The sequence below is a fragment of the Pandoraea bronchicola genome (assembly GCF_902459805.1).
In the GTDB taxonomy this organism is placed as follows: domain Bacteria; phylum Pseudomonadota; class Gammaproteobacteria; order Burkholderiales; family Burkholderiaceae; genus Pandoraea; species Pandoraea bronchicola.
Genome location: NZ_CABPST010000002.1, coordinates 285,403 through 308,683, shown reverse-complemented (window position 1 = coordinate 308,683; position 23,281 = coordinate 285,403). Strand labels below are relative to the sequence as shown.

General features: G+C 62.7%; 21 protein-coding genes. 11 read left to right on the top strand and 10 right to left on the bottom strand.

Annotation, left to right across the window (positions count from 1 at the left end; translation table 11 throughout):
• Positions 1–4: 4 nt before the first annotated feature.
• Together PBR20603_RS05535 and PBR20603_RS05530 are read left to right on the top strand one after the other, a co-directional pair.
• The gene (locus PBR20603_RS05535) at positions 5–472 is read left to right on the top strand and encodes a cyanophycin metabolism-associated DUF1854 family protein (protein ID WP_150558550.1); all 468 of its coding nucleotides are present in this window, start codon (positions 5–7) and stop codon (positions 470–472) included.
• Positions 473–549: 77 nt separating this feature from the next.
• Positions 550–1,458 (top strand): recombination-associated protein RdgC, encoded by a 909-nt coding sequence (locus PBR20603_RS05530; protein ID WP_150558549.1) that lies wholly within the window; start codon positions 550–552, stop codon positions 1,456–1,458.
• A gap of 121 nt (positions 1,459–1,579) precedes the next feature.
• Here PBR20603_RS05530 and PBR20603_RS05525 read toward each other — a convergent pair whose 3' ends face one another.
• The gene (locus PBR20603_RS05525) at positions 1,580–2,296 is read right to left on the bottom strand and encodes an SDR family oxidoreductase (RefSeq protein WP_150558548.1); all 717 of its coding nucleotides are present in this window, start codon (positions 2,294–2,296) and stop codon (positions 1,580–1,582) included.
• Positions 2,297–2,501: 205 nt separating this feature from the next.
• Here PBR20603_RS05525 and PBR20603_RS05520 point away from each other — a divergent pair, with 205 nt between their 5' ends.
• Positions 2,502–3,098, top strand: a complete 597-nt coding sequence (locus PBR20603_RS05520; RefSeq protein ID WP_150558547.1) for a TetR/AcrR family transcriptional regulator — start codon at positions 2,502–2,504, stop codon at positions 3,096–3,098.
• 21 nt (positions 3,099–3,119) lie between these two features.
• Here the strand turns inward: PBR20603_RS05520 and PBR20603_RS05515 are convergent, their stop codons facing one another.
• Complete coding sequence (locus PBR20603_RS05515) at positions 3,120–4,025, bottom strand: LysR family transcriptional regulator (RefSeq protein ID WP_150558546.1); 906 nt, start codon at positions 4,023–4,025, stop codon at positions 3,120–3,122.
• A 180-nt stretch (positions 4,026–4,205) separates the two neighbouring features.
• Between PBR20603_RS05515 and PBR20603_RS05510 the strand changes: the two genes are divergently transcribed.
• Positions 4,206–4,919 (top strand): SDR family oxidoreductase, encoded by a 714-nt coding sequence (locus tag PBR20603_RS05510; protein ID WP_150558545.1) that lies wholly within the window; start codon positions 4,206–4,208, stop codon positions 4,917–4,919.
• Positions 4,920–4,944: 25 nt separating this feature from the next.
• Positions 4,945–5,736, top strand: coding sequence for an SDR family NAD(P)-dependent oxidoreductase (locus PBR20603_RS05505; protein WP_150558544.1), 792 nt, complete (start codon positions 4,945–4,947; stop codon positions 5,734–5,736).
• Positions 5,737–6,208: 472 nt separating this feature from the next.
• Here the strand turns inward: PBR20603_RS05505 and PBR20603_RS05500 are convergent, their stop codons facing one another.
• A complete protein-coding gene (locus PBR20603_RS05500) occupies positions 6,209–6,397 on the bottom strand; it encodes a hypothetical protein (protein ID WP_010808105.1) in 189 nt (62 codons plus the stop codon).
• Between the two features lie 351 nt (positions 6,398–6,748).
• Between PBR20603_RS05500 and minC the strand changes: the two genes are divergently transcribed.
• The 3 genes from minC to minE are packed head-to-tail and all read left to right on the top strand — an operon-like array spanning position 6,749 to position 8,624.
• Entirely contained in the window at positions 6,749–7,501 is a 753-nt protein-coding gene (minC, locus tag PBR20603_RS05495) for a septum site-determining protein MinC (protein WP_150558543.1), read from the top strand.
• A 43-nt stretch (positions 7,502–7,544) separates the two neighbouring features.
• Positions 7,545–8,360 carry a septum site-determining protein MinD gene (gene minD / locus PBR20603_RS05490; protein ID WP_150558542.1) on the top strand — a complete coding sequence of 272 codons (816 nt, stop codon included), beginning with the start codon at positions 7,545–7,547 and terminating at the stop codon, positions 8,358–8,360.
• Positions 8,361–8,369: 9 nt separating this feature from the next.
• The gene (gene minE, locus PBR20603_RS05485) at positions 8,370–8,624 is read left to right on the top strand and encodes a cell division topological specificity factor MinE (RefSeq protein ID WP_039397958.1); all 255 of its coding nucleotides are present in this window, start codon (positions 8,370–8,372) and stop codon (positions 8,622–8,624) included.
• Between the two features lie 149 nt (positions 8,625–8,773).
• Here minE and PBR20603_RS05480 read toward each other — a convergent pair whose 3' ends face one another.
• The 7 genes from PBR20603_RS05480 to PBR20603_RS05450 all read right to left on the bottom strand — a co-directional run bounded on the left by PBR20603_RS05480 (position 8,774) and on the right by PBR20603_RS05450 (position 19,034).
• A complete protein-coding gene (locus PBR20603_RS05480; RefSeq protein ID WP_150558541.1) occupies positions 8,774–9,802 on the bottom strand; it encodes a DUF1571 domain-containing protein in 1,029 nt (342 codons plus the stop codon).
• 1 nt (position 9,803) lies between these two features.
• Complete coding sequence (locus PBR20603_RS05475; protein WP_150558540.1) at positions 9,804–11,531, bottom strand: AMP-binding protein; 1,728 nt, start codon at positions 11,529–11,531, stop codon at positions 9,804–9,806.
• Between the two features lie 129 nt (positions 11,532–11,660).
• Positions 11,661–12,980, bottom strand: a complete 1,320-nt coding sequence (locus PBR20603_RS05470) for an acetyl-CoA C-acetyltransferase (protein WP_150558539.1) — start codon at positions 12,978–12,980, stop codon at positions 11,661–11,663.
• Entirely contained in the window at positions 12,977–13,933 is a 957-nt protein-coding gene (locus PBR20603_RS05465; protein ID WP_150558538.1) for a MaoC/PaaZ C-terminal domain-containing protein, read from the bottom strand. The genes PBR20603_RS05470 and PBR20603_RS05465 overlap by 4 nt, the downstream gene beginning before the upstream one ends.
• A 2-nt stretch (positions 13,934–13,935) precedes the next feature.
• A complete protein-coding gene (locus PBR20603_RS05460) occupies positions 13,936–15,363 on the bottom strand; it encodes a 3-oxoacyl-ACP reductase (protein ID WP_150558537.1) in 1,428 nt (475 codons plus the stop codon).
• 46 nt (positions 15,364–15,409) lie between these two features.
• The gene (locus PBR20603_RS05455; RefSeq protein ID WP_150558536.1) at positions 15,410–17,911 is read right to left on the bottom strand and encodes an acyl-CoA dehydrogenase; all 2,502 of its coding nucleotides are present in this window, start codon (positions 17,909–17,911) and stop codon (positions 15,410–15,412) included.
• 292 nt (positions 17,912–18,203) lie between these two features.
• Positions 18,204–19,034, bottom strand: coding sequence for a TetR/AcrR family transcriptional regulator (locus PBR20603_RS05450; RefSeq protein ID WP_246174407.1), 831 nt, complete (start codon positions 19,032–19,034; stop codon positions 18,204–18,206).
• Between the two features lie 455 nt (positions 19,035–19,489).
• On the opposite strand from PBR20603_RS05450, the gene tig reads away from it, so the two are divergent.
• From tig to clpX, 3 genes are all read left to right on the top strand, one after another.
• On the top strand, positions 19,490–20,830 hold the full coding sequence (gene tig, locus PBR20603_RS05445; protein ID WP_150558535.1) for a trigger factor: 1,341 nt from the start codon (positions 19,490–19,492) through the stop codon (positions 20,828–20,830).
• A 126-nt stretch (positions 20,831–20,956) separates the two neighbouring features.
• The gene (clpP, locus tag PBR20603_RS05440; protein WP_150558914.1) at positions 20,957–21,610 is read left to right on the top strand and encodes an ATP-dependent Clp endopeptidase proteolytic subunit ClpP; all 654 of its coding nucleotides are present in this window, start codon (positions 20,957–20,959) and stop codon (positions 21,608–21,610) included.
• Between the two features lie 236 nt (positions 21,611–21,846).
• On the top strand, positions 21,847–23,127 hold the full coding sequence (clpX, locus tag PBR20603_RS05435; RefSeq protein WP_039366003.1) for an ATP-dependent Clp protease ATP-binding subunit ClpX: 1,281 nt from the start codon (positions 21,847–21,849) through the stop codon (positions 23,125–23,127).
• Positions 23,128–23,281 lie beyond the last annotated feature (154 nt).

The window sequence follows — 23,281 nt, the reverse complement described above, 5'->3', positions numbered from 1 at the left end:
ACTCATGCAGATCGATTTCACTTTGTCGCGCAACGCCTTCGGACGTCTGGTGTTGACGGATGCGGCCGGCATCGCCCACGAAGGGGTGGTGCCCGTGCGCGCGTTTCCGATTGCCGCGCCGGACGAGGGCCTCGCGCTCGTGAGCACGGACGGGCGCGAGCTGGTTTGGCTCGATTCGCTCGACGTGCTGCCCGCCGCCATGCACACCCTGTTGCGTGAAGAACTCGCCGCACGTGAATTCATGCCCGAGGTGCAGCGCATCTTGGGCGTGTCGACGTACGCCACGCCGAGCACCTGGACCGTCGAGACGAACCGGGGCGAGGCGTCGTTCGTCCTGCGCGGTGAGGAAGACATCCGGCGTCTTGGCGGCCAGACGCTGCTCATCACCGACAGTCATGGCATTCACTTCCTGATTCGCGACACGGGCAAGCTCGACAAGCCCAGCCGGAAGATTCTCGATCGCTTCCTCTGACATGATTCGTGTCATCTAGCTTCGCCGGACCTCGCGGCACTGGTAAAATCACGGTTTTGCTTTTTGCGGTGATGCCGATGTGGTTCAAGAATCTTCAGTTGCACCGAATTCCTGCCGGTTGGTCCATGAGCGTCGCGCAAATGGAAGAGGCGCTCGAGAAGCACGCCTTCCGCGAGGGCGGCAGCCTCGAAATGCAGGTGCAAGGCTGGGCGCCGCCGCGTGATGGCGGCGAACTCGTGCACAGCATCAATCGGCAGTTCCTGCTGGCCTATCGCGCCGAGAAGAAGCTGTTGCCGTCGACGGTCGTGAATCAGGTCACGCGTGCCAAGGCGGTCGAGCTGGAAGAGCAGCAAGGCTTCAAGCCCGGCCGCAAGCAGATGAAGGAACTCAAGGAGCAAGTGACCGACGAGCTGCTGCCGCGTGCCTTCGGCATCCGCCGCGACACGCGTGTGTGGATCGACCCGGTCAATCGCTGGCTGGTGATCGATGCTGCGTCGCCGGCCAAGGCCGATGAAGTGCGCAGCCTGCTCCTCAAGACGCTCGACATCACGCTCGAGAACGTGGAACTCAACGAGGCCCCGGTTTCGGTGATGACGTCGTGGCTCGCCGGCAACGAGGCGCCGGGCGGCTTCACCGTCGATCAGGACGTGGAACTGCGCTCGAACACCGACGAGAAGGCGGCCGTGCGCTACGTGCGTCACCCGCTCGACGGCGCGGATGTGCGTCAGCATATCGAAGCGGGCAAGCGCTGCACCAAGCTCGCGATGACCTGGAACGATCGCATCTCGTTCGTGCTGACCGACGCTTTCGTCATCAAACGCGTGACACCGCTCGACATCATCAAGGACGCCGCCGACCCGACGGCCGAAGGTGAGGCCGAGAAGTTCGACGCCGACGTCGCACTCATGACCGGCGAACTCGCCCGCATGCTCGACGACCTGATCGAAGCCGTCGGCGGTGAGCGTCAGATGGACAAGGCCGCCTGACGCGACGCGCGTTCGTCAGTCACCATCGCGCCAGTCACGCCAGTCACGCCGGACACGCCGGACAAACGCCGCGAGGCCCCAAGGGGTGTCGCGGCGTTGTCGCATTTGGCATGCCGTTGGCTCACGACGGCGTGCGCGCCGCCGGGTCCAGCAGATAGACGCCGTGCGACAGGGCTTGCTTGACCTGACGCGTGCCTTCGTCCACAGACACTTCCGCTTCGCCGGCTTCGATGGCGTCGTAGGCCTGGCGCACCACATCGGACGGCGCGGTCTTCTCCACGTCGAAGCTCCGCGTGAGGTCGGTATCGATATAACCCGCATGCAGGCCGACCACCTGTGTGTGCTGCTCGCGCAGTTCCTGACGCAGCCCATTCGTCAGCGACCACGCAGCCGACTTGGTAATCGCGTACTCGGAAATCACGCTCGAACTGATCCAGCTCACAATCGACAGCACATTGAGCAAGGCGCCGCCGCCATTGCGTCCCAGGGGGCCGGCGAACGCCTGAGACATGGCGAGCACGCCGAACAGGTTCGTCTCCAGCGTCTCGCGCAACAATTCGGCCGAGCCGGGGCGGGTCAGACCTTCGGTAGGGCGTGCAATGCCGGCGTTGTTGATGAGCAGCGTGACGTCTGCGGCCAGCGCTGCCGCGGCCGCCACGTCTGCCGGGTTGGTGACATCCAGCTTGACCGGAATGACGCCCGGCAACGTCACCTTGGACGGATCGCGCGAGCCCGCGTACACCTTCTTCGCGCCACGTTCGAGCGCCTGTTTCGCAAACTCCAGTCCCAGGCCACGGTTGGCACCGGTGACAAACACGACGGCATCCTTGATCTTCATTTCTGCACTCCAGCAGGATTGGGAACCGCGCCAGTCATAGGGCTGGCATCCGGTTTGGGCTATACTGCATGACAATTGTGATCACCATTGTCATGGGGTGATGCATTGTGGCCAGCCGGGTGCTGATTTGTCAATGGTGATCGACATTGTCTTTTTCGATGACGGCGATAGGCGCGATGGCGCAAGTGGACGGAAGGAGCAGGAGATGGGCATTTCCAGAGAGCAGGCTGCGGAAAACCGCGAGGCGATTGTCGGGGCGGCCGAGCGGTTGTTTCGCGAGCATGGCGTGGATGCGGTGGGACTGACGGCGCTGATGAAGGCGGCTGGCTTTACGCAGGGCGGCTTCTACAATCACTTCAAGTCGAAGGACGCGCTCGTCGCGGCCGTGATGGCGCGCGCGGTGGCGGCTGGCGAAAAGGCGATGGCTGGCGGCGATGCTATACGGGAGGCGGCGCTGTCACCCGAGGCGAGCGTCGAAAAGTATCTGTCATCGGCCCATCGGGACGATGTCGCCTGCGGGTGCCCGGTGGCGGGATTTGCAGGCGATGCGCCTCGGATTGGCGACGAAGCGCAAGCGTGCTACGCGAAAGGGCTGTCGGATGTGATTGGACGAATGACGGCGGCGGGTGTCGAGCAGGGCGTGAGTCCGGCGCAGGCGACGCAGGCCGCGATGGCACGCTTCGCGCAGATGGTCGGCACGCTCGTATTGGCGCGCGCCGTCGCGAGCGCCGACCCGGCGCTGTCTGAAGCGTTGTTGGCCGCCGGGCGTCAGGCACTCAACGGCGATCATCACTGCGATTGAACGTCTGACGGGGCGGCGCCGTTAGCGTTGCGGCCAGCGCCACGTGGCGCGCAACTGATCACGCAGAAAGTCAACGAACGCGCGCGTGCGCGGCGCGAGGTGCCGGCTATGCGGGTACACGGCGTGCAGCGGCGATGCCGGGATTTGCAGCGACGGCAACACGCGCACGAGGCGGCCCGCCTGGATATCGTCCCCAACATCCCAGATGGACTTCTGCGTGATACCTGCGCCGTGGAGCGCCAGTTCGTGCGCGGTGTCGCCGTCGTCGACGACATAGGTGTCGCGCACCTGAATTCGTAACGTTTCGGATTGCCATACAAAACGCCAGTCACCGTGCGGCGCGTGGCCGAACAGAATGCAGTCGTGCTGTTGCAGATCACCCGCATCTTGCGGTGTTCCGCGCCGCGCCAGATAGTCTGCGGACGCGACCAGCACACGGTAGTTTGGCGCCAGTTCCTGCGCGACGAGGGTGGAGTCGCGCAGGGTGCCCACGCGGATGGCGACGTCGATGCCGTGGGCGACCAGATCGACCCATAGATCGCTCAGTTCGAGGTGGACTTTCAGATCCGGATGCCGCTCGCGAAACGCGACGAGCAGCGCAGCGAGGTGGCGGCGTCCGAAGGCGCGCGGAGCGCTGATCCGAAGTACGCCGCCAACGGTGCCTGCCTGACGCGTCATCAACCGTTCTGTTTCCCTGATCTCGGCCAGAATGCGCTGACAGCACGCGTGAAATACCTGTCCTTCTTCCGTCAGCGCCTGTTTGCGCGTGGTGCGATTGAGCAGGCGCACGCCCAGTCGTTGCTCGAGCAGGCCAAGCCGCTTGCTCACGACGGCAAGCGACAGCCCGAGCTCGCGCGCGGCAGCCGACATGCTGCCTGTGGCAACGACCCGGTCGAAGAGGGTGAGATCCAGTGTCTGATCGATCATCGCAGTGCAATTCTCAACGATTTGAAGAGAGTCATTCAGTTTTTTCAGGGATTATCGTGTCTTGCGAAGAGGATCACAATAGCCACATGACATCGCGACGGATGCTAATGCCCTCCATAGGCGGCGGTGCGCAGGTGTCGGATCTCCTTCATCGTCCCGATCACTTTCTGGAGTCTCATCATGTTCAATTTCGAAGGTCAGCGCGTGTTGGTCATTGGCGGCAGTTCCGGCATTGGCCGTGCCGCAGCACAGGCATTCGCCAAGGCCGGTGCGTCGGTGACGATTGCCTCGCGCAACCAGGCCAAGCTCGACGACGCACTCGCCACCATCGGCACGACCGCTCGCGCCGTCGTGCTCGACACCGGTGACGCTGCTGCCGTCGAACGATTCTTTGCCGATCACGCACCTTGGCAGCACGTGGTCGTCTCGGCCGCGCAAACGCCGACCGGGCAAGTCCGCAAGCTCCCGTTGGAAGACGCGCACGCCGCTTTCGACAGCAAGTTCTGGGGCACGTACCACGTAGCGCGCTACGCCCGGATCGAAGACGGTGGCTCGCTCACACTGACGTCGGGCTTTCTGAGCGTGCGGCCGAGCCTCTCGTCGGTCGTGCAGGGCGCCATCAATGCGGCGGTCGAAGCACTGGGCCGAGGGTTGGCCCTTGAACTGTCGCCGGTGCGCGTGAATACCGTGTCGCCGGGCCTGACGGTCACGCCGTTGTGGAATAAGCTGGCCGAGGCCGATCGCGAAGCGATGTATCGCAATGCGGCCGAACGCTTGCCGGCGCGTCGTGTGGTGGCTGCCGAGGACGTCGCCAACACGATGCTTTATCTGGCGGGTACGCCGAGTGCGACTGGCTCGACTGTCCTGATCGACGCGGGCGGCGCGATTGCCTGACGTCCATCGTTCTGGAGACTGACTTATGCATATCGATCTGAACGAAAAGGTGGCGCTGGTCACGGCGTCAACGGCGGGTATCGGTTTCGCCATCGCCCACGGCCTGGCGGCGGCGGGGGCCACGACCCTGATCAACGGCCGTTCGCAACAAGGGGTGGACGCCGCCGTCGCGAAACTGCGGGACGCGCTGCCCGACGCTCAGGTGCGAGGCGTCGCTGCAGATCTGTCCACGGCAGAAGGTTGCGATGCGCTCGTGTCCGTCGTGCCCGATGTCGACATTCTGGTGAACAACGCAGGCATCTTTGGCCCGCAGGACTTTTTCGACGTTCCGGACGAGGTGTGGCAACGCTTTTACGAGGTCAATGTCTTGTCGGGGGTACGGCTCTCTCGTGCTTATTTGCCCGGCATGGCGGAGCGTAGCTGGGGACGTGTGATCTTCATTTCTTCGGAATCCGCACTGAATATTCCGGAGGACATGATTCACTACGGCATGACGAAGACAGCGCAACTGGCCGTATCGCGCGGTCTGGCCAAGCGCATGCGTGGCACCGGTGTCACGGTCAACGCGGTGTTGCCCGGCCCGACGCTCTCCGATGGCATGGTCGAGATGCTGCACCAGTCGGGCGTGCCCGCAGACGCCGATATGACGCAGGCGGCGGCAGAATTCGTGCGCGAGCACCGTCCCAGCTCGATTATTGGGCGTGCGGCCACGACGACCGAGGTGGCGAATATGGTGGTCTATGTTGCGTCGCAGCAGGCGTCGGCCACAACCGGGGCTGCCCTGCGTGTCGACGGCGGTGTTGTCGACTCGCTTTGAGCGAGTGTACAAATGGCCGGCCACCCGACCAGCGTCAGGTGGCCACCATTGCGGTGTCAGGTCGTAAATGGTGCGCAGCACAAGCACTCCGGCAGCGGCAATGCAGATCCCTTGATGCAAGGCAAACACCGTATACCCGAATCACTTTCGGGTACCTATTTCGATAGGGATTGCCTAGAATGAAAACGTGCCATCCCGCCGTGTCGAAGTTAGGAGGGCGCTATGCTTACAGGGAGCTTGATTGCAATGTTGGTGATTGTGCTGGTCGTCGGCGCTGCCGTCGCCTGGCTGGTGGATCGTAATTGGTGCCGGGAGCACCCGACAGCGCGGCACTCATGGCGGCGCCAACGTCGTGATGTTCGGCACAGTTGAATCTCGCTGGACCGATCGGGGAACGCCTCCCCACAAATGAAAAGCCCGCCTTCCGGCGGGCTTTTTGTTGCTTCTGACACCTCAACAGCAGGCTGGACACTCAGGCAACGGCCTGAAGGACATACTTGCCCTGAACAGTCAGGCGCGGGGACTTCTCACCCGACGCCAACTCTTCCCACTCGATCAGTTTGCTCTCAAGCAACGATTCGAGGTCCGGGCGATTATGCTCCACTTGCTCAGGAGCGTCCTTGACCAGCATCAGGGTGGCAAATTCATGATGACTCAGCATCTTCGTCTCCCGGTTTGCGGTTCCACAGGGGGGGTCCCTCGTCAGGGACTTTAAGGATAGGTCACGAATATGGCACTTGCGCGACAAAATTCGCACTTTCGATGCTGCTTTGCAGCACTTCTGGTGTTGGACTTTCCCACCGCCAGCATAAGCTTTCGCGATGACATTGGCATGTCAATCGACGCGCATCCGCCTACGTCGAAAGCGTATGCAAAATGCGAAATATGCTGCAGTGCAGCATGGATGATATTTGTGCAAATTGCCACTTCCTCCCGCTTATTTGCGGTTTGCCCGCACGCAAGGGGCGGTAGAATGCCCAATTTGCCAGCAATTCGCGCACAACAACCTGACATGCCGCAAAAGAAAACGCCGTACTTCGAGTTACGCAGTGGTGCTGTAGATACCCTGCATTTCGTTGTCAAGACGCCGCAACTGGACACTCTGCGCACAGAATTGGCGCAACGTTTCGAAGCGACCCCGGAGTTTTTTGCAGGTGACACCGTCGCCATCGACGTAAGGCGTCTGGCCGGCGACGAGCGGGTCGCCGTGCCTGCGTTGGCCGAAATGCTGGCCGAATTCCGCATGAAGCCGATCGGCGTGGTCGCCAACGCCGAGCAAACCGATTGGGCGGTCGTGGACGGTCTGCCTCGGCTGGACAGCCATGAACGCCGTGTATCGCGCGCGTCGCGAGAGAGTGAGGCGGCGCTCGAGACCGTGGCGCAGTCTGCCGAAGCGGCACCGGTGCAGGCGGCTCCTGAAGCCTGCGCCGTTCCCTCGACCATCATCGACAAGCCGCTGCGTTCGGGCCAGCAGGTCTATGCGAAGGGCGATCTGATCATCCTCGATTTGGTCAGTTACGGGGCCGAGGTGATCGCGGAAGGTAATATTCACATTTACGCGCCGCTGCGGGGGCGGGCACTGGCAGGGGTGAAGGGCAAGCTCGACGCGCGCATCTTCTGTACCTGTCTGGAGCCTGAGCTGATTTCCATCGCCGGTATTTACCGGACTGGCGAGCATGCGCTGCCGCCCGATGTTCAAGGGCGTTCGGTGCAGGTGCGGCTGGTAGACGACAAACTGATTTTCGAGCCCCTCGGGCTCAAATGATTCGTAGCTAATTTCATCCTCAAGTTTGGGAAGGCATCGACAGATGGCAAAAGTGATTGTGGTGACCTCTGGCAAGGGTGGTGTCGGTAAGACGACAACCAGCGCCAGCTTTTCCGCCGGCCTCGCCTTGCAGGGGCACAAGACGGCAGTCATCGATTTTGACGTCGGGCTGCGAAATCTCGATCTCATCATGGGTTGCGAGCGCCGCGTCGTGTATGACCTGATCAACGTGATTCAGGGCGAAGCGAACCTCAATCAGGCGCTCATCAAGGACAAGTCCTGCGAGAACCTGTTCATCCTGCCCGCGTCGCAGACGCGTGACAAAGACGCACTCACGCAGGCTGGCGTCGAGACGGTCATCAAGAGCCTGGCCGACATGGGCTTCGAGTACATTGTGTGCGACTCGCCCGCCGGTATCGAGTCGGGCGCGTTGCTCGCAATGCACTTCGCCGACGAAGCGCTCGTGGTGACGAACCCCGAAGTGTCGTCGGTGCGTGACTCGGATCGCATTCTGGGCATTCTCTCGTCGAAGACGAAACGTGCCATCGAAGGCGGCGAGCCGATCAAGGAGCACTTGCTCATCACCCGTTACAACCCGAAGCGTGTCAACGACGGCCAGATGCTGTCGCTCGAGGACATCCAGGAAATCCTGCGAATCAAGCTCATTGGCGTGATTCCGGAGTCGGAGTCGGTGTTGCATGCCTCTAACCAGGGCACGCCGGCGATTCATCTCGACGGTACCGATGTGGCCGACGCCTATCGCGACGTGGTGAGCCGATTCAAGGGCGAAGACAAGCCTATGCGCTTTACCGACTATCAAAAGCCGGGGCTGTTGCAGCGCATTTTCGGCTCGAAGTAAGGAGCGCCCATGTCCTTCCTGTCATTCCTCCTGGGGGAGAAGAAAAAGACCGCCGCCGTTGCCAAAGAGCGCCTGCAGATCATTCTGGCGCACGAACGCACGGGCTCGTCGCCGCCGGCCGATTATCTGCCGGCACTGCAACGTGAGTTGGTGGCCGTCATCTCCAAGTACGTCAAAATCGCACAAGACGACATCAAGGTCAGCGTCGAGCATCAGGACAACCTGGAAGTGCTCGAAGTCAAGATCGAACTGCCGCAGACCTGAACGGTCCAGGCAGGCTGGCACCAGCAGTCCATTGCAGGTGCCGGCAGGTGATGTTCGGATAAGCGAACGCCCGCCACCCTCGATTCAGGGTGGCGGGCTTTCGTCGTGCCCACGCCGGCTGTCTGCGCGGGTCGCCAGCGCACGTCGGGTCAGAATTTGTAATCGGGGTTCTTGGGGTCGAACGTTGCGTCGGTCCATTGCGCTTTGCGCACTTTCTCAAAGCGCATTTCCTCGACTTTCTGTCCCGACGCGTCCCACGCTTCGATGCCGCGAGGCCATCCCGTCTTCAGGTCGATCAGCACGCGCGACTTGTTTGCGTAATGTTGCGGCGGCCCGGACGGCGCATCCCACTCCAGCGCCAGCATGCGCATGCCATTCGATTCGGATACCGAAATTCTTGCGGGTTTCTCGGGCAGCCCGGCGGCGCGGAAGCTGCGGCCGTCATGGGCAATCTGTTCGGCAATGAACGCGAAGCCGAGATCACGCACTGTGTGATTCGATTGCGAGCGCGCGAGCGTGCCGTCAATACTGCTCCAGATCGAGGTGAAGCCAAGAATGCCGCCGAGATGGCCGTACATCTCCTTCGGGTTTTTCGTCTCGTCGTAAATGATCTCCTGGCCTGTGTGGGCGCCGTCGGGCAGCCACTTCGCGTAGATCTGCAACGGCTTTTCGCGAATCTTCACGAGCATGCGATCGGGCGTGGTCTGCCATTGATTGTTGAGGCGTTCGTGGCGCGTGAGCTCGTATTGGTATTCGGGCAACGCGGCCGATTCGGCTTTCAGATACCGGACGAGAGCTTCGGCTTGAATCGCCTGCATGCGGACCACGATCTGATCGTCGCTCAACTTCGCCAATTCGCCGCTCCTGATCGCGCGAGACAGCCATTGCGTTTGCGCGGCAACGGGCAGGGCGGCCAGCTTGGACGCTTCGGCGTCGGCGCTCGTCGTAGCGCTGCCTGCCGCATTCGCGTCGGGGGCTGTGGGTGCGGGCGTGCCCGAGACTGCGCCGGTCTGGGCGAAGGCGTCAGGCACGCTCAATACGCCCGCCAGGAGCGCTAAGGGCAGCAACGCCAGCGCCAGCGCGACGCGCCTCGCTGTCGAGATAGGCGGGGACCGGCGAAGATCGCGCGAACGACGGCAGACGACGCTGGCAACCTTGGGGGCAGGGTGCAGGAACATGTTATTTGCCTCCCAGCGTCGTTGCCGCCGGCGCGCGCAATTCGCGCCGCAGGATCTTGCCAACAGCCGTCTTGGGCAGTTCGCCCTCGCGGAATTCGACGATGCGCGGCACCTTGTAGGCAGTCAGGTGCTGGCGGCAGTGGGCCAGCATGGCGTCGGCGTTCAACTGGGGATCTTTCGCCACGACCACGAGCTTCACGCGCTCGCCTGCGACAGGATCGGGCACGCCGACCACCGCTGCCTCGCGCACGCCCGGGTGCAGCATCACAACGTCCTCGATTTCATTCGGGTAGACGTTGAAGCCCGACACGAGAATCATGTCCTTCTTGCGGTCGATGAGCCGCACGTAGCCGCGCTCGTCCATCACGCCAATGTCGCCCGTCATCAGCCAGCCGTCGGCGTCGAACGTCTTGGCCGTATCGTCTGGCCGCTGCCAGTACCCGCGCATGACCTGCGGGCCGCGCACGCACAACTCGCCCGGCTCGCCGAGATCGGCCCAAGTGCCATCTTCACGCTTGAAGCGCACGTCGGTCGACGGGGCTGGCAGGCCAATGGAACCGGTGAAATCGACGTCGTCCATATGCGCGATGTCCACCGGGTTCATCGTGACGATGGGCGAGCATTCCGTCAGACCGTAGCCTTCGATGATCGGTTTGCCCGTCACTTGTTTCCATCGATCCGCGATCGCGCGTTGCGTCGCCATACCGCCTGCCAGCGACAGTTTCAGTCTGGAAAAGTCGCGGGCGCAGAAGTCTGCATTGTCGAGCAGGCCGTTGAATAAGGTGTTCACGCCGGTGACGCCGGTAAACGTCTCGTTGCGAATGATGTAGACGACCTTCTTAACGTCGCGCGGATTGGCAATCAGGATGTTGCGTCCGCCCAGGCTCATGAACACCAGACAATTCACCGTGAGCGAGAGGATGTGATACATCGGCAGCAGCGAGAGATTCACCTCGATGTCGCCATCGAGCTGATCGGCCGCCCATGCCTCGGTCTGCAACAGATTGGCCAGCACGTTGCCGTGCGTGAGCATGGCGCCTTTTGCGACGCCCGTGGTCCCGCCCGTGTACTGAAGAAAAGCGAGGTCGTCGCGCGTGAGGGCCGCTGGCGTGGCCTTACGCTTCGCCCCTTCGGCAAGCGCCTGACGCAGCCGTATCGCGTGCGGCAGATCGTACGCTGGCACTTGCTTTGCCACCCGCCGCATGAGGAGATTGACCACGCGGCCCTTGAGGTTCGCGCCCGATCCGAGCAAGTCGCCGATCTGTGTGAGGAGCACGTTGCGCACGCTGGTGCCGGGAATGGCGTCCTGCGCCGTTTTGGCAAAGTTCTCGAACACGACGAGCGTGCATGCGCCGCTGTCCTGCAATTGGTGTTTCAGTTCGCGAACGGTGTACAGCGGATTGACGTTGACGACCACGGCGCCCGCGATGAGCGTGCCGAAAAGGCAGATCGGATATTGGAAGCAGTTGGGCATCATCAGCGCGACGCGCTCTCCCTTCTGCACGCCCTGCGCCTGCAGCCACGCGGCGAACGCGTAGGCCTGACGGGCGACCTCCGCATAGGTGATCTCGCTGCCGAGACTCACGAATGCGATGCGTTCACGGTACTTGTCGATCCATTCGTCGAAGGACTGTACGAGCGACGCGTAGCGTGTCACGTCGATGTCGGCCGGGACGCCGGGAGGGTAGGCGTTGAGCCAAACGCGTTCCTGCTGGACAGCTTGATCCATCGTTGTCTCCATTCTTGTGCACGGGTACCCGCAGCCGATGGGTCGCTCTGTTGGCAACTCGCATCCGCGCGCAGGGCCGTGTTTCCGGCTGCCCCTGAATCACTGGCTTCGCTTTCGCCGCTTGCGGCGTTATCGCTCCAACATCGCGACCACACCTTGTCCGCCGGCCGCGCAAATCGAGATGAGGCCCCGCCCGCCGCCACGTTCGGCCAGCAGCTTGGCGAGCGTGGCGAGAATGCGGGCACCCGTCGCTGCGAACGGGTGCCCGCAGGCGAGCGAACTGCCGTTGACGTTCAACCGCTGCCGGTCGATGCTGCCTAGCGGCGCGGCGAGTCCGAGCTTGTCACGGCAGTACTGCGGGTCTTCCCACGCTTTCAACGTGCAAAGCACCTGCGCGGCGAACGCCTCGTGAATTTCGTAGAAGTCGAAGTCCTGCAATGTGAGTCCGGCCTGCGCCAGCATGCGCGGCACTGCATACGCAGGCGCCATGAGCAGGCCTTCGCGCTGCGTCTCGTCAGGGTTGAAGAAGTCGACGGCAGCCGTTTGCGAATACGTCAGATAGGCGAGTACCGGGACATTGTGTGCTCGCGCCCAGTCCTCGCTTGCGAGCAACACGCTCGAGGCGCCGTCGGTGAGCGGTGTCGAGTTGCCTGCGGTGAGCGTGCCCGTGGCGCTGCGGTCGAACACCGGCTTCAGGCTGGCCAGCTTGTCGAGCGAGACGTCGGGCCGCAGGTTGTTGTCGCGTTGCAAGCCGCGAAATGGCGTCATCAGGTCGAGGAAGAACCCACGCTCATACGCAGCCGCCAGATGTCGATGGCTCGCTAGCGTGAGTTCATCCTGCGCGGCGCGTTCGATTTGCCAGCGCTTGGCCATCCATTCGCAATGCTCGCCCATCGACAAGCCCGTGCGCGGCTCGCCATTGCGCGGCAGAGCAGGGCTGAACAACATGCCGGGACGCACCTTCGCGAGCGCGCCGAGCTTGCCGCCGGTGCTGCGTTGCCGATTCGCTTCGAGCAGAATTTTGCGGAGCCTTTCGTTCACTCCGATGGGGGCGTCCGACGCCGTGTCGACGCCACCCGCGATGGCCACGTCAATCTGGCCGAGCGCGATCTTGTTGCCGGTGAGAATCGCCGTCTCGAGGCCCGTGCCGCACGCTTGTTGAACGTCGTAGGCTGGGGTCTGCGGGGCGAGCGTGGTCGAGAGAACGGACTCGCGCGTCAGATTGAAGTCGCGGGCGTGTTTGAGGACGGCGCCGGCAGCGACCTCGCCCAAAATCTGGCCATGCAGCTCGAAGCGGTCGACGAGACCTTGAATCGCTGCGGTCAACATCTCCTGATTCGACGCCGTGGCATAGGCCGTGTTTGAACGCGCGAACGGGATGCGGTTGCCGCCCAGGATGGCAACGCGGCGAAGCGCGGGGGCAGGCGCAGTAGGTTTGAAGGCGCTCATGAACGGTCCGTAGCGAACGTGTTGATGGAGGGTGACGCGCTCGGCGCGGCTTGCCACCGTCCGCGAAGATGGGGCACGGCGCCTGCGGCGTCGCGTAATTCGAAGGCGCGGCTGTGCGAATCGCACCAGAACGTGGCTTCTCCCGGCAGCAGCAGGGGTGTTTTGAATTCCACCAGAAGGTCGAGGTGCCGCGCGTCGGCGGGCAGCACTGCGGCGAGCGCACGGGCGAAGCTCCACATGCCGTGAATGATCGGTCGCGGAAAACCGAACAGCCTGGCGGTGACCGGCCAGAGGTGAATCGGGTTGTAATCGCCGGAGACGCGCGCGTACTGTCGGCCGAGATCGCCCGGCACTTGCCACGTGGCGGTTTGCACGAGGGAGGAGTTGGTGCGCAGTTCGGCACGATAGGGGGCGCCAAGTGCGTCGTGCACGCCGGTGCGCAGGTACAGGCTCTCGCCCGACCACACAACGTCGCCATCGCGGCGGGCGGTCGTGAGCACGGCGAAAACCTGTCCCTTGTCATGCGCGTACAGCGTGCCGCACCGCACGTCGAAGTCAAGCCGATCTCCGGCAGCGAGTGGTGCGTGCAGACGGATGCGATTCGCCAGATGCACCATGCCGAGCATGGCGAACGGAAACGCACGGTCTGTCATCAACAGCATATGCAACGGGAAGGCGAGCAAATGCGGCCACGTTGGCGGTACGCCGTGGCTGTCGGCAAAGCCGCACAAGCGCGCATAACGAGCGATGTCGTTCGCATCGAGCAGGACATTACGGCGCTCGAAAGCCAGCGATGGCAGCGGTTGTGCTCTCGCAGGTTTGCGCGCCGACAGTAATGCGCGCAGCAACAGACGCAGCGGCGAGGGAAGATGCGTGACGTTGATGGCCGGTTGCGCGCTCGCCGGAGGGGGCGAGACGGTGTCCGGCGGATCGAGAGGACGGTCGTTGGCCATGGTCACGCTCCCAGCAGGCTTTGACCGCATACACGCACGACCTGCCCGGTCAGCGCGCCGGAAGCCGGATGTGCAAGCCACGCGATGGTCTCGGCGACGTCGACTGGCTGACCGCCCTGGCCGAGCGAGTTCATGCGGCGTCCGGCCTCGCGAATGGCGAACGGCACCGCGGCAGTCATCTGCGTCTCAATGAACCCGGGGGCGACGGCGTTGATGCTGATGTGGCGCTCGGCGAGCACCGGCGACCACGCCTCGACCATGCCGATCACGGCCGCCTTGGACGCCGCGTAGTTCGTCTGCCCGCGATTCCCCGCAATGCCGCTGATCGACGCCACACCGACGATCCGGCTGTTGGCGCGCAGCACGCCAGCGTCGAGCAGCGCGGCGTTAAGCCGTTGTGGCGCACCGACATTGATGTCGAGCACGCTTTGCCATTGCGCTTCGCTCATGCGCGCGAGGGTCTTGTCGCGCGTGATGCCGGCGTTGTGTACGAGGATGTCGAGCCCGCGTGGTGCATGCGTCGCCAGATGGGCTAGCAGCGTGACGCCAGCCTCCGGTGCGGTGATGTCGCATGCGAGGGCGCTGCCTTCCAGGCGCGCCGCGACAGCATCGAGCGGGGTCTGTGCGGCCGGGACATCGACGCACACGACGTGTGCCCCGTCGCGTGCCAACACGGTGGCGATGGCTTCGCCAATACCGCGCGCCGCGCCTGTCACAACCGCGACTTGCCCGGCAAGCGGACGCTGATCGCGCATCGGCGGTGTTTCGAACACGGGGTCCTGCAAAGTGACGGCCTGCCCGCTCACGTAAGCGGCGCGCGGCGAGAGGAAGAAGCGCAACGTGGAGTGCAGGGCTTCGCGGGCATGCGGTGCGATGTAAAGCAATTGCGCGGTGGCCCCGCGCTTGAGTTCCTTCGCGAGCGAGCGCACGAAACCCTCCAGCGCACGCTGCGCAATGCTGGCCTGCGGCGTCGACGCCAGCGACGGTGGCAAGCCCAGCACGAGCACCCGGGCGCATCGGTCGAGTGTGGCGAGGGTGTCGTGGAAGAACGTATAGAGCGCGCTCAGTTCGCCCGTATTGGCGATGGCGCTGGCGTCGAACAACAGCGCTTTGGGGCGCACGCCTTCAACCGGGTTGAAGCGCCCGCTCATCGTACCCGCCTTGTTGGCGTACGAAATCCAGTCGAGTCGCGCTACATGGGCAAGGCTGGGAACGCCGAGCCAATGCAATTCGCGGGCGAGGCCCGGCAGCAGCGGCGCGTCCCCTGCGCCGCCCACGACGGCGAGCGGGGGCGCAATGATGTGCGTTTCGGTGTCGCCGTAGGGCGGCATGCGCTCAAGCGGTACGGGGCGGGGCAATCCCAGCGCATTGGCCAGACGGCTGCCCACGGCGGAGTTGGCGAAGGCAAGGTATCGGTCGGACGTCGTCACGGCGCAGAAATCCTCAGAGTGATGGGGCAGCGGCAGATCGGCCGGCTCACGGGGTGAGCGCTTCGTCGGCGGCTTCTTGTTGTTGGGCGTGCTGCACGTCGGCAAGGCGTCCGAAGTCGGCCGGGAAGTCGTCGACGGCCACCGCGCGCGCCGCATAGTCAGCGTACTGGACCAGCACCCGCTGCTCCTCGTCGCTTACGAGCTGCAGCGTCGCCGCGTGGTTCACCCATTCGGTGAATTCGGGCAGGCTTTGCGGCATCGTCGGCAGACGGCCTTCCTTGACCGCCGTGCGCAGACGCTGCTCGATGGCGGTGACCTGTGGCGTCATCTGGAAGACGATCTCGCCATAGGCGAGCCCGTCGATCTCGACGCGCGGCGAGTAGCTCCCGGCGATGAGGCGCTCGCGCGTGGCGCCCGGCGTTTGCATCAATTCGGCCACCCGCGCGGCGAGCGCGTCGGACGGCTTGGCGTACGGCAGGCCGAGCGGCGTGAGCTTCCAGTGCATCCACCAGGCGGCAACGCGCGACGGATAGTTGGCGAGCACGCCTTCGAAGGCTTCGCGCGCCTGCCAGAGGGCGTCTTGTGCGGCCCAATGCACTAGCGGCAGATCGGCTTCGGGGCGGCCCTCGTCTTCGAAGCGCTTGAGCGTTGCCGTGAGCAGGAACAGTTGCGAGAGGATGTCCCCCAGACGGCCCGAGATGCTCTCGCGACGCTTGAGCGAGCCGCCGAGCACCGCCATCGAGACGTCGGCAGCGATGGCGAGAAGCGTCGACATGCGATTCGCGGCGCGGTAGTAGGCATGCAGTTCGGGTGCGGCATTCGACGGTACGGACGAGAATCGCGCATGCGTGATGCCCTGCAACGCGCCCCGCACGATGTTGCTCGTGACGAAGGTCAGATGGCCGAAGAGGGCGTCGTCGAACGCGCGTACGGCTGCCGTGCGATCCGCCGTTTGCGCGGCGGCGAGTTCTTTGAGCACGTAGGGATGGCATCGGATCGCACCCTGGCCGAAGATCATCAGACAGCGCGTCATGATGTTGGCGCCCTCGACCGTGATCGACACCGGGATCTGCTGATAGGCGCGGGCGAGGAAGTTGTTCGGGCCCATGCAGATGCCCTTGCCCGCCACGACATCCATGCCGTCGTTCACCACTTTGCGGGCGCGCTCGGTCACGTGGTACTTCGCGATGGCGGAGATTACCGAAGGCTTTTCGCCCAGATCGACGGCAAGCGCTGCCATGCGTCGTGCCGCGTCCATCGCGTACAAATTGCCGGCCATGCGCGCGAGCGCTTCCTGTACCCCTTCGAATTTACCGATCGGTGTGCGGAATTGACGGCGCACGGCAGCGTATGCGCCGGTGGCACGCACCGCGATCTTCGAATAGCCGACGTTCGACGACGGCAGCGAGATCGCACGGCCAGCGGCAAGACACTCCATCAGCATCCGCCAGCCCTTGCCAACCTGCGCCTGACCGCCAATGACCCAGTCGAGCGGAATGAAGACGTCTTTGCCGGCGTTGGGGCCGTTCTGAAACACGGCGTTCAGCGGCCAGTGGCGACGTCCGATCACCACGCCCGGATGGTTCGTCGGAATCAATGCGCAGGTGATGCCCGGCTCGTCGTCGTTGCCCAGCAGATGGTCGGGGTCGAGGGCGCGGAAGGCGAGACCCAGCACCGTCGCGATCGGACCGAGCGTGATGTAGCGCTTGCTCCATGTGACACGGAAGCCCAGCGTTTCGCGGCCGTCGTGTACGCCGCGGCACACGACGCCAATGTCTGGAATGGCGGCGGCGTCGGAGCCCGCGTAGGGGCTCGTAAGCGCGAAGCAGGGAATCTCTTCCCCTTTTGCCAGACGCGGCAGGTAATAGTTCTTTTGCGCCTCGGTGCCATAGTGCAACAGGAGTTCGGCCGGGCCGAGCGAGTTCGGCACCATGACCGAGACGGCGGCGGCGGAGCACCGCGAAGCCAGCTTCATGACCACTTGCGAGTGCGCATAGGCAGAGAATTCAAGACCCCCGTAGCGCTTGGGGATGATCATTCCGAGAAAGCCGGCGTCCTTCGCGTATTGCCATGCTTTCGGCGGCAGATCTTGCCAGACCTGCGTGCTTTCCCAGTCGTTGGACAGGTCGCACAGGTGCTCGACTTCGTGCTCCATGAAGGCCTGTTCTTCGGCAGACAAGGCGGGCGCGGGCAGCGCCATGAATTTCTGCCAGTCCGGGCGGCCGGAGAACAGATCGGCATCCCACCAGACGGTGCCGGCTTCGATGGCGTCTTTCTCCGTCTCCGACATTTCCGGCATGATCGTGCGGAACTTCGTGAGTATTGGCGCGGTGATCCACGCGCGGCGCAACGGGCCGATACTCAGAAGCAGCGCAGGCAAGATGAAGACGACGGCGAGTACGACCGTCGCGACGGTCCCCGTCAGTCCTGCCGTGGCCCCTGCGCCGACCCATAGCGCCGTGGCGATGAGCCACTGCCAGGCATGCGCACGATAGAAAAGCAGGGCAGACACGCCCACGACAAACGCGAGAATCCATACGGTCACCATTTTCTCCTCCCTTCGGTTCAGCTTCGCCGCAAGTGCCGTGCGCGATTCCCTTGATGGCATATTCGCTATGCCCGGCAAGCATGGGGGCTGTCGTCTTCCTGCCATCTGCCAATGGTTCGCTGACATTGCGCGCAGGGCAAACTGGCGATGGCGTTCTTGTTGGATCGTTCGGCGACCCGCCGGTGCGCCGGGAATTCGAGTGATGCGTTGGCAATCCGATCGCTATTCGCGAACAATTCTGACGCTGCCGCAGCGCCATTGGCGCACGCTGCGGTGATCTTCGGGAATGCCTTCAGGCGCTTGCGAACGCGCGGTCGTTGTCGCTGGACGCTGGGCCGTCCCTGCCGTCTTGTGAGGCGGGACGGGCGTGATCTGCGTCATGCCAGGCTTCCCGAGGAGGTGTGACGTCGGCGTCTTTCGCAAGCGCGAAGACCGCAGCGAAGCTCGCCAGTTGTTCCTCGCCCGGCATTGGCGCCTTGAGCGCTGCCACCATGAGCGCGGTGAGCCGTGCGACGACCTGCAGGTCGCCCATCGGCTGGCCTTGCGCGAAGGTGTCGATCAATCGCGAGGTGTCGCTGCTCGCCAGCACGCCGGATAGGGCTTGCAGGGCGAAGTGCAGCCGCCAGCCCAGTTCCTGGCGCGGCAACTCGGGCAACGCACGGGCGAAGGCTTCGAAGAAGCGCTCGAACACCGGGGCGTAATGTTGCTGCAAATAGTCGCGAATGAACGGGGACGGATCGGCATAGACACGCCCGAGCAGGCGCAGGAACGCCGGTCCGCCGATATCGCGATGATGGGAAATTGCCAGGGCAGGGATGAACATCGCCCCGAGCACATGTTCGCAGGTCAGCTGTGTCGCTGGCCAGGCGGCTTCGGCGCGCGTGAGCAGCGCCAGGCGCTCCTCATTGAGCCGGTCGAGCCGGCGCGAGAGCATGGCCTGAAGCAGCGTTTCCTTGCTGCCGAAGTGATAGTTGACGGCAGCCAGATTGACCTCGGCGCGTGACGTAATCTGGCGCAAGGACATGGCTTCGTAGCCGTAGTCGATGAAAAGATCTTCTGCCGCATCCAGGATGCGCAGTTTGGTATCGCCAGCTTGTCGGCCGGCCGAGAGGCGTGGGCTCACGACGAACCTCCGGTAAGACGCAGCAAGATGCCGCGTTATCTCAATGCGTTATGCTCAACGCGTTATGAACCTATGTTTCATTCAAACGTTCGATTGAATCCTAGAGCGTCAATGTGCGTCTCCCAAGATCTTTTTGTGGATGTCCCCCTCTAAAGTGTCGTTCCGGTCAATGCTGGCGCGCTTGACGCGGCAAGTGACGCGGGGAAGGTGTGTGAAGGCTAAATGGCCTGATTTCCCTGATTTACGGCCGGAAAGTCTGGAGGCGGGGCAATAGTTTGCTAAAATGTCCCGCTTTGTGTGCAAGACCGTTTTGGGGCCACCCCGATTTGTCGGGGGCGGAGGGAAGCTGGCGTCGCATCGCCGGTTCCGGCCCAAGGTTGATTAACTGACTGGGTCCGCTTGCGGCATTCCCTCGCCGCAACACAGAACGACCCTCTGGATGGACGAATATCCTCATGACTATCGCTGTTGAAAACCTCGGCAAGCTCGAGCGTCGCTTTACCATCGCCCTGCCCAAGCAGGAAGTCGAAAAAGAAGTCGCGGCACGCATTCAGAAGTTGTCGAAGACGGTTCGCATGCCGGGCTTCCGTCCGGGCAAGGTGCCCCTGAAGATGGTCACCCAACAATACGGTGGTCAGGTCGAAGCCGAAGTCGTGAGCGACAAGGTTGGCCAACAGTTCTTCGAAATCAGCAAGGAACAGGATCTGCGCGTGGCGGGTCAACCGCGTTTCGCACCGAAGGCCGACGCTGCCGACACCGAATACGCGTTCGACGCCACGTTCGAGATCTACCCGGAAGTCAAGATCGGTGATCTGGCTGCGGCCGAAGTCAGCCGCACCACGACCGATGTCTCGGAAGCCGAGATCGATCGCACCATCGACATTCTGCGCAAGCAGCGCGTGCATTACCACGTGCGCGGCGAAGCCGGTGCCCACGGCGACGGCGGCTCGGTCGAAGCCAAGGACGGCGACCGCGTGACGGTTGACTTCGTCGGCAAGATTGATGGCGAAGTGTTTGCTGGCGGTAGCGCCGAAGACTTCGTCTTCGTGCTGGGCGAAGGCCGCATGCTGCCGGAATTCGAGAAGGCCACGCTGGGCCTGAAGGTTGGCGAGTCGAAGGCGTTCGAACTCAAGTTCCCGGACGAGTACCACGGCAAGGAAGTGGCCGGTAAGACTGCCACGTTCACCGTCACGCTGAAGAAGGTCGAGTGGGCGCACCTGCCGGAAGTCGACGCCGAGTTCGCCAAGTCGCTTGGCATCGCCGACGGCAGCATCGAAAAGATGCGCGCTGACATCAAGGAAAACCTGTCGCGCGAAGTGAAGCGCCGTACGCAGGCCCTGCTGAAGGATCAAGTGATGAACGCACTGATCTCCGTGGCAGAGCTGGACGTGCCCAACGCGCTGATTGCTCAGGATCAGGAGCGTCTGGTGGCGATGGCTCGTCAGGACCTCACGCAGCGCGGCGTGCCTAATGCTGGCAACGTGCCGATCCCGGCTGAAATGTTCAAGGAACAAGCCGAGCGTCGCGTGAAGCTGGGTCTGATTCTGGCTGAGCTGGTCAAGCAGAACGACCTGCAAGCCAAGCCGGAGCAGATCAAGGCCGAAGTCGAAGAGTTCGCGAAGAGCTACGAAGACCCGCAAGAAGTCGTCCGCTGGTACTATGGCGATCAGCAGCGCATGGCGGAAATGGAAGGTTTCGTCGTCGAGAACAACGTTGTCGAGTTCGTCCTGGGTAAGGCCAAGGTGACCGACAAGCAAGTCAGCTTCGAAGAACTGGCTGGCAACACGCAGTCCTGATCGAACGCGACACGACCGATTGAACCGCTGCGGCCGCAAGGCCGTGGCGGTTCTTTTCCAAATGGCCTCCGGGCCTCCTCCCTGCGGCGCGCAAAACCATCTCGATAGAAGGGTCGAACCGATATGATTACCCGTTCCGAATTGCTCGCCCAACTCGCCTCCCCGACACACAACTCCGCCCTCGAGACGCAAGGCCTTGGCCTCGTGCCGATGGTCGTCGAGCAAAGTGGTCGTGGCGAGCGCGCTTACGACATCTATTCGCGACTCCTCAAGGAGCGCATCATTTTCCTGGTGGGCGAGGTCAACGACCAGAGCGCCAACCTCGTCGTCGCCCAGTTGCTGTTCCTCGAGAGCGAAAATCCGGACAAGGAAATCTCGATGTACATCAACTCGCCGGGCGGTTCCGTCTCGGCGGGCCTGGCGATTTACGACACGATGAAATTCGTCAAGCCGCCGGTCTCGACGCTATGCCTGGGGATGGCCGCGAGCATGGGCGCATTCCTGCTGGCCGCCGGTGAAAAGGGCAAGCGTTTCGCGCTGCCCAACGCGCGCATCATGATTCACCAACCGCTGGGCGGTGCCCGCGGTCAGGCGTCGGACATCGAGATCCACGCCCGGGAAATCCTCTTGCTCAAGGACCGGCTGAATCGCCTGCTTGCCGATAACACCGGCCAGTCGCTCGAGGTCATTGCGCGCGACACCGATCGCGATAACTTCAAGTCGGCGGCCGATGCCGTCGAATATGGTTTGATCGATCGCGTGCTGGAAAAGCGTCCCTGATTCGGTTCCAAATTCGGGCCGTCTGACGGCAAAAGGCGTGGCGCGACATCGGGTGTTTTCGTCTCGAAAGACCGGATGATCGCGCCAAGTCTTTGTCGTAAAAGGGAATTTAAAGCTGTCGCGGGTGGGCCACACGCTCGCGCGGCATGGCGTTACAATGGGATTCACGTATGCCGCGTTTGCCGCCCCCGGCGGGGGACGACCGGGGCGCAAATTGCTAGCAGGCTGACACAGATATGGTGGATAAAAAAAGCACTTCCAACGGCGAAAAGCTGCTCTACTGCTCCTTCTGCGGAAAGAGTCAGCACGAGGTCAAGAAGCTCATCGCAGGTCCGTCCGTGTTTATCTGCGACGAGTGCATTGATCTGTGCAATGAGATTATTCGCGACGAGGCCGCAGCGGCCGAAGACGAGAGCGGCAGTGGTGGCAAGTCCGATTTGCCATCGCCGCAGGAAATCCGCGAGAGCCTCGATCAATACGTGATCGGTCAGGACCGCGCCAAGAAGATTCTGGCGGTTGCGGTCTATAACCATTACAAACGATTGAAGCACCTCGGCGACAAACGCGACGAGGTCGAACTTTCCAAGAGCAATATCCTGCTGATCGGGCCGACCGGCTCGGGCAAGACGCTGCTCGCGCAGACGCTTGCGCGTCTGCTCAACGTACCCTTCGTGATCGCCGACGCCACCACGCTGACCGAAGCCGGTTACGTGGGCGAGGACGTCGAAAACATCATCCAGAAGCTGCTGCAGAACTGCAATTACGAGATCGAGCAGGCGCAGAAGGGCATCGTCTACATTGACGAAATCGACAAGATCAGTCGCAAGTCGGACAATCCGTCGATTACGCGTGACGTGTCGGGCGAAGGTGTGCAGCAGGCGCTGCTCAAGCTGGTGGAAGGCACGATGGCGTCGGTGCCGCCGCAAGGTGGCCGCAAGCATCCGAACCAGGACTTCATTCAGGTCGACACGACGAACATCCTGTTCATCTGCGGCGGCGCGTTCGATGGTCTTGAGAAGATCATCATGAACCGCACCGAGAAGACGGGTATTGGCTTCGGTGCGACGGTCAAGACGGGCGAAGAGCGTGACGCCGGCGAACTGCTGCGTGACGTCGAGCCGGAAGATCTGATCAAGTTCGGCCTGATTCCGGAACTGATCGGTCGTCTGCCGGTGGTTGCCACGTTGGGTAAGCTTGATGAAGACGTGCTGGTCACCATTCTCATCGAGCCGAAGAACGCACTTGTCAAGCAGTACCAGCGACTGTTCCTGATGGAAGGTGTGGAGCTGGAAATCCGTCCGGCGGCCCTGCATGCGGTGGCACGCAAAGCCATCAAGCGCAAGACCGGCGCGCGCGGGCTGCGTTCGATCATCGAACAGGCGCTGCTCGAAGTGATGTACGAACTGCCGTCGCTCAAGGGCGTGACCAAAGTGATTCTGGACGAAAACGCGATCAGCGGCGACGGAAAGCCGCTTTTGATCTACCAGGAGTCGCCGAAGGTTGCCGGCTCCAATTGAACGGTCAACTCAGCGCCACCCGAAGCCGTTCATGGAAACATGGACGGCTTTTTTTCCTTCATACTAGTGCCACGGGCAATGAAACCCCGAGTGGTGCAACTTGTCGGCGAAAGAGCGTTTCCTCCCTCTTGTAATTCTCGCCGGCGGCCTCAAT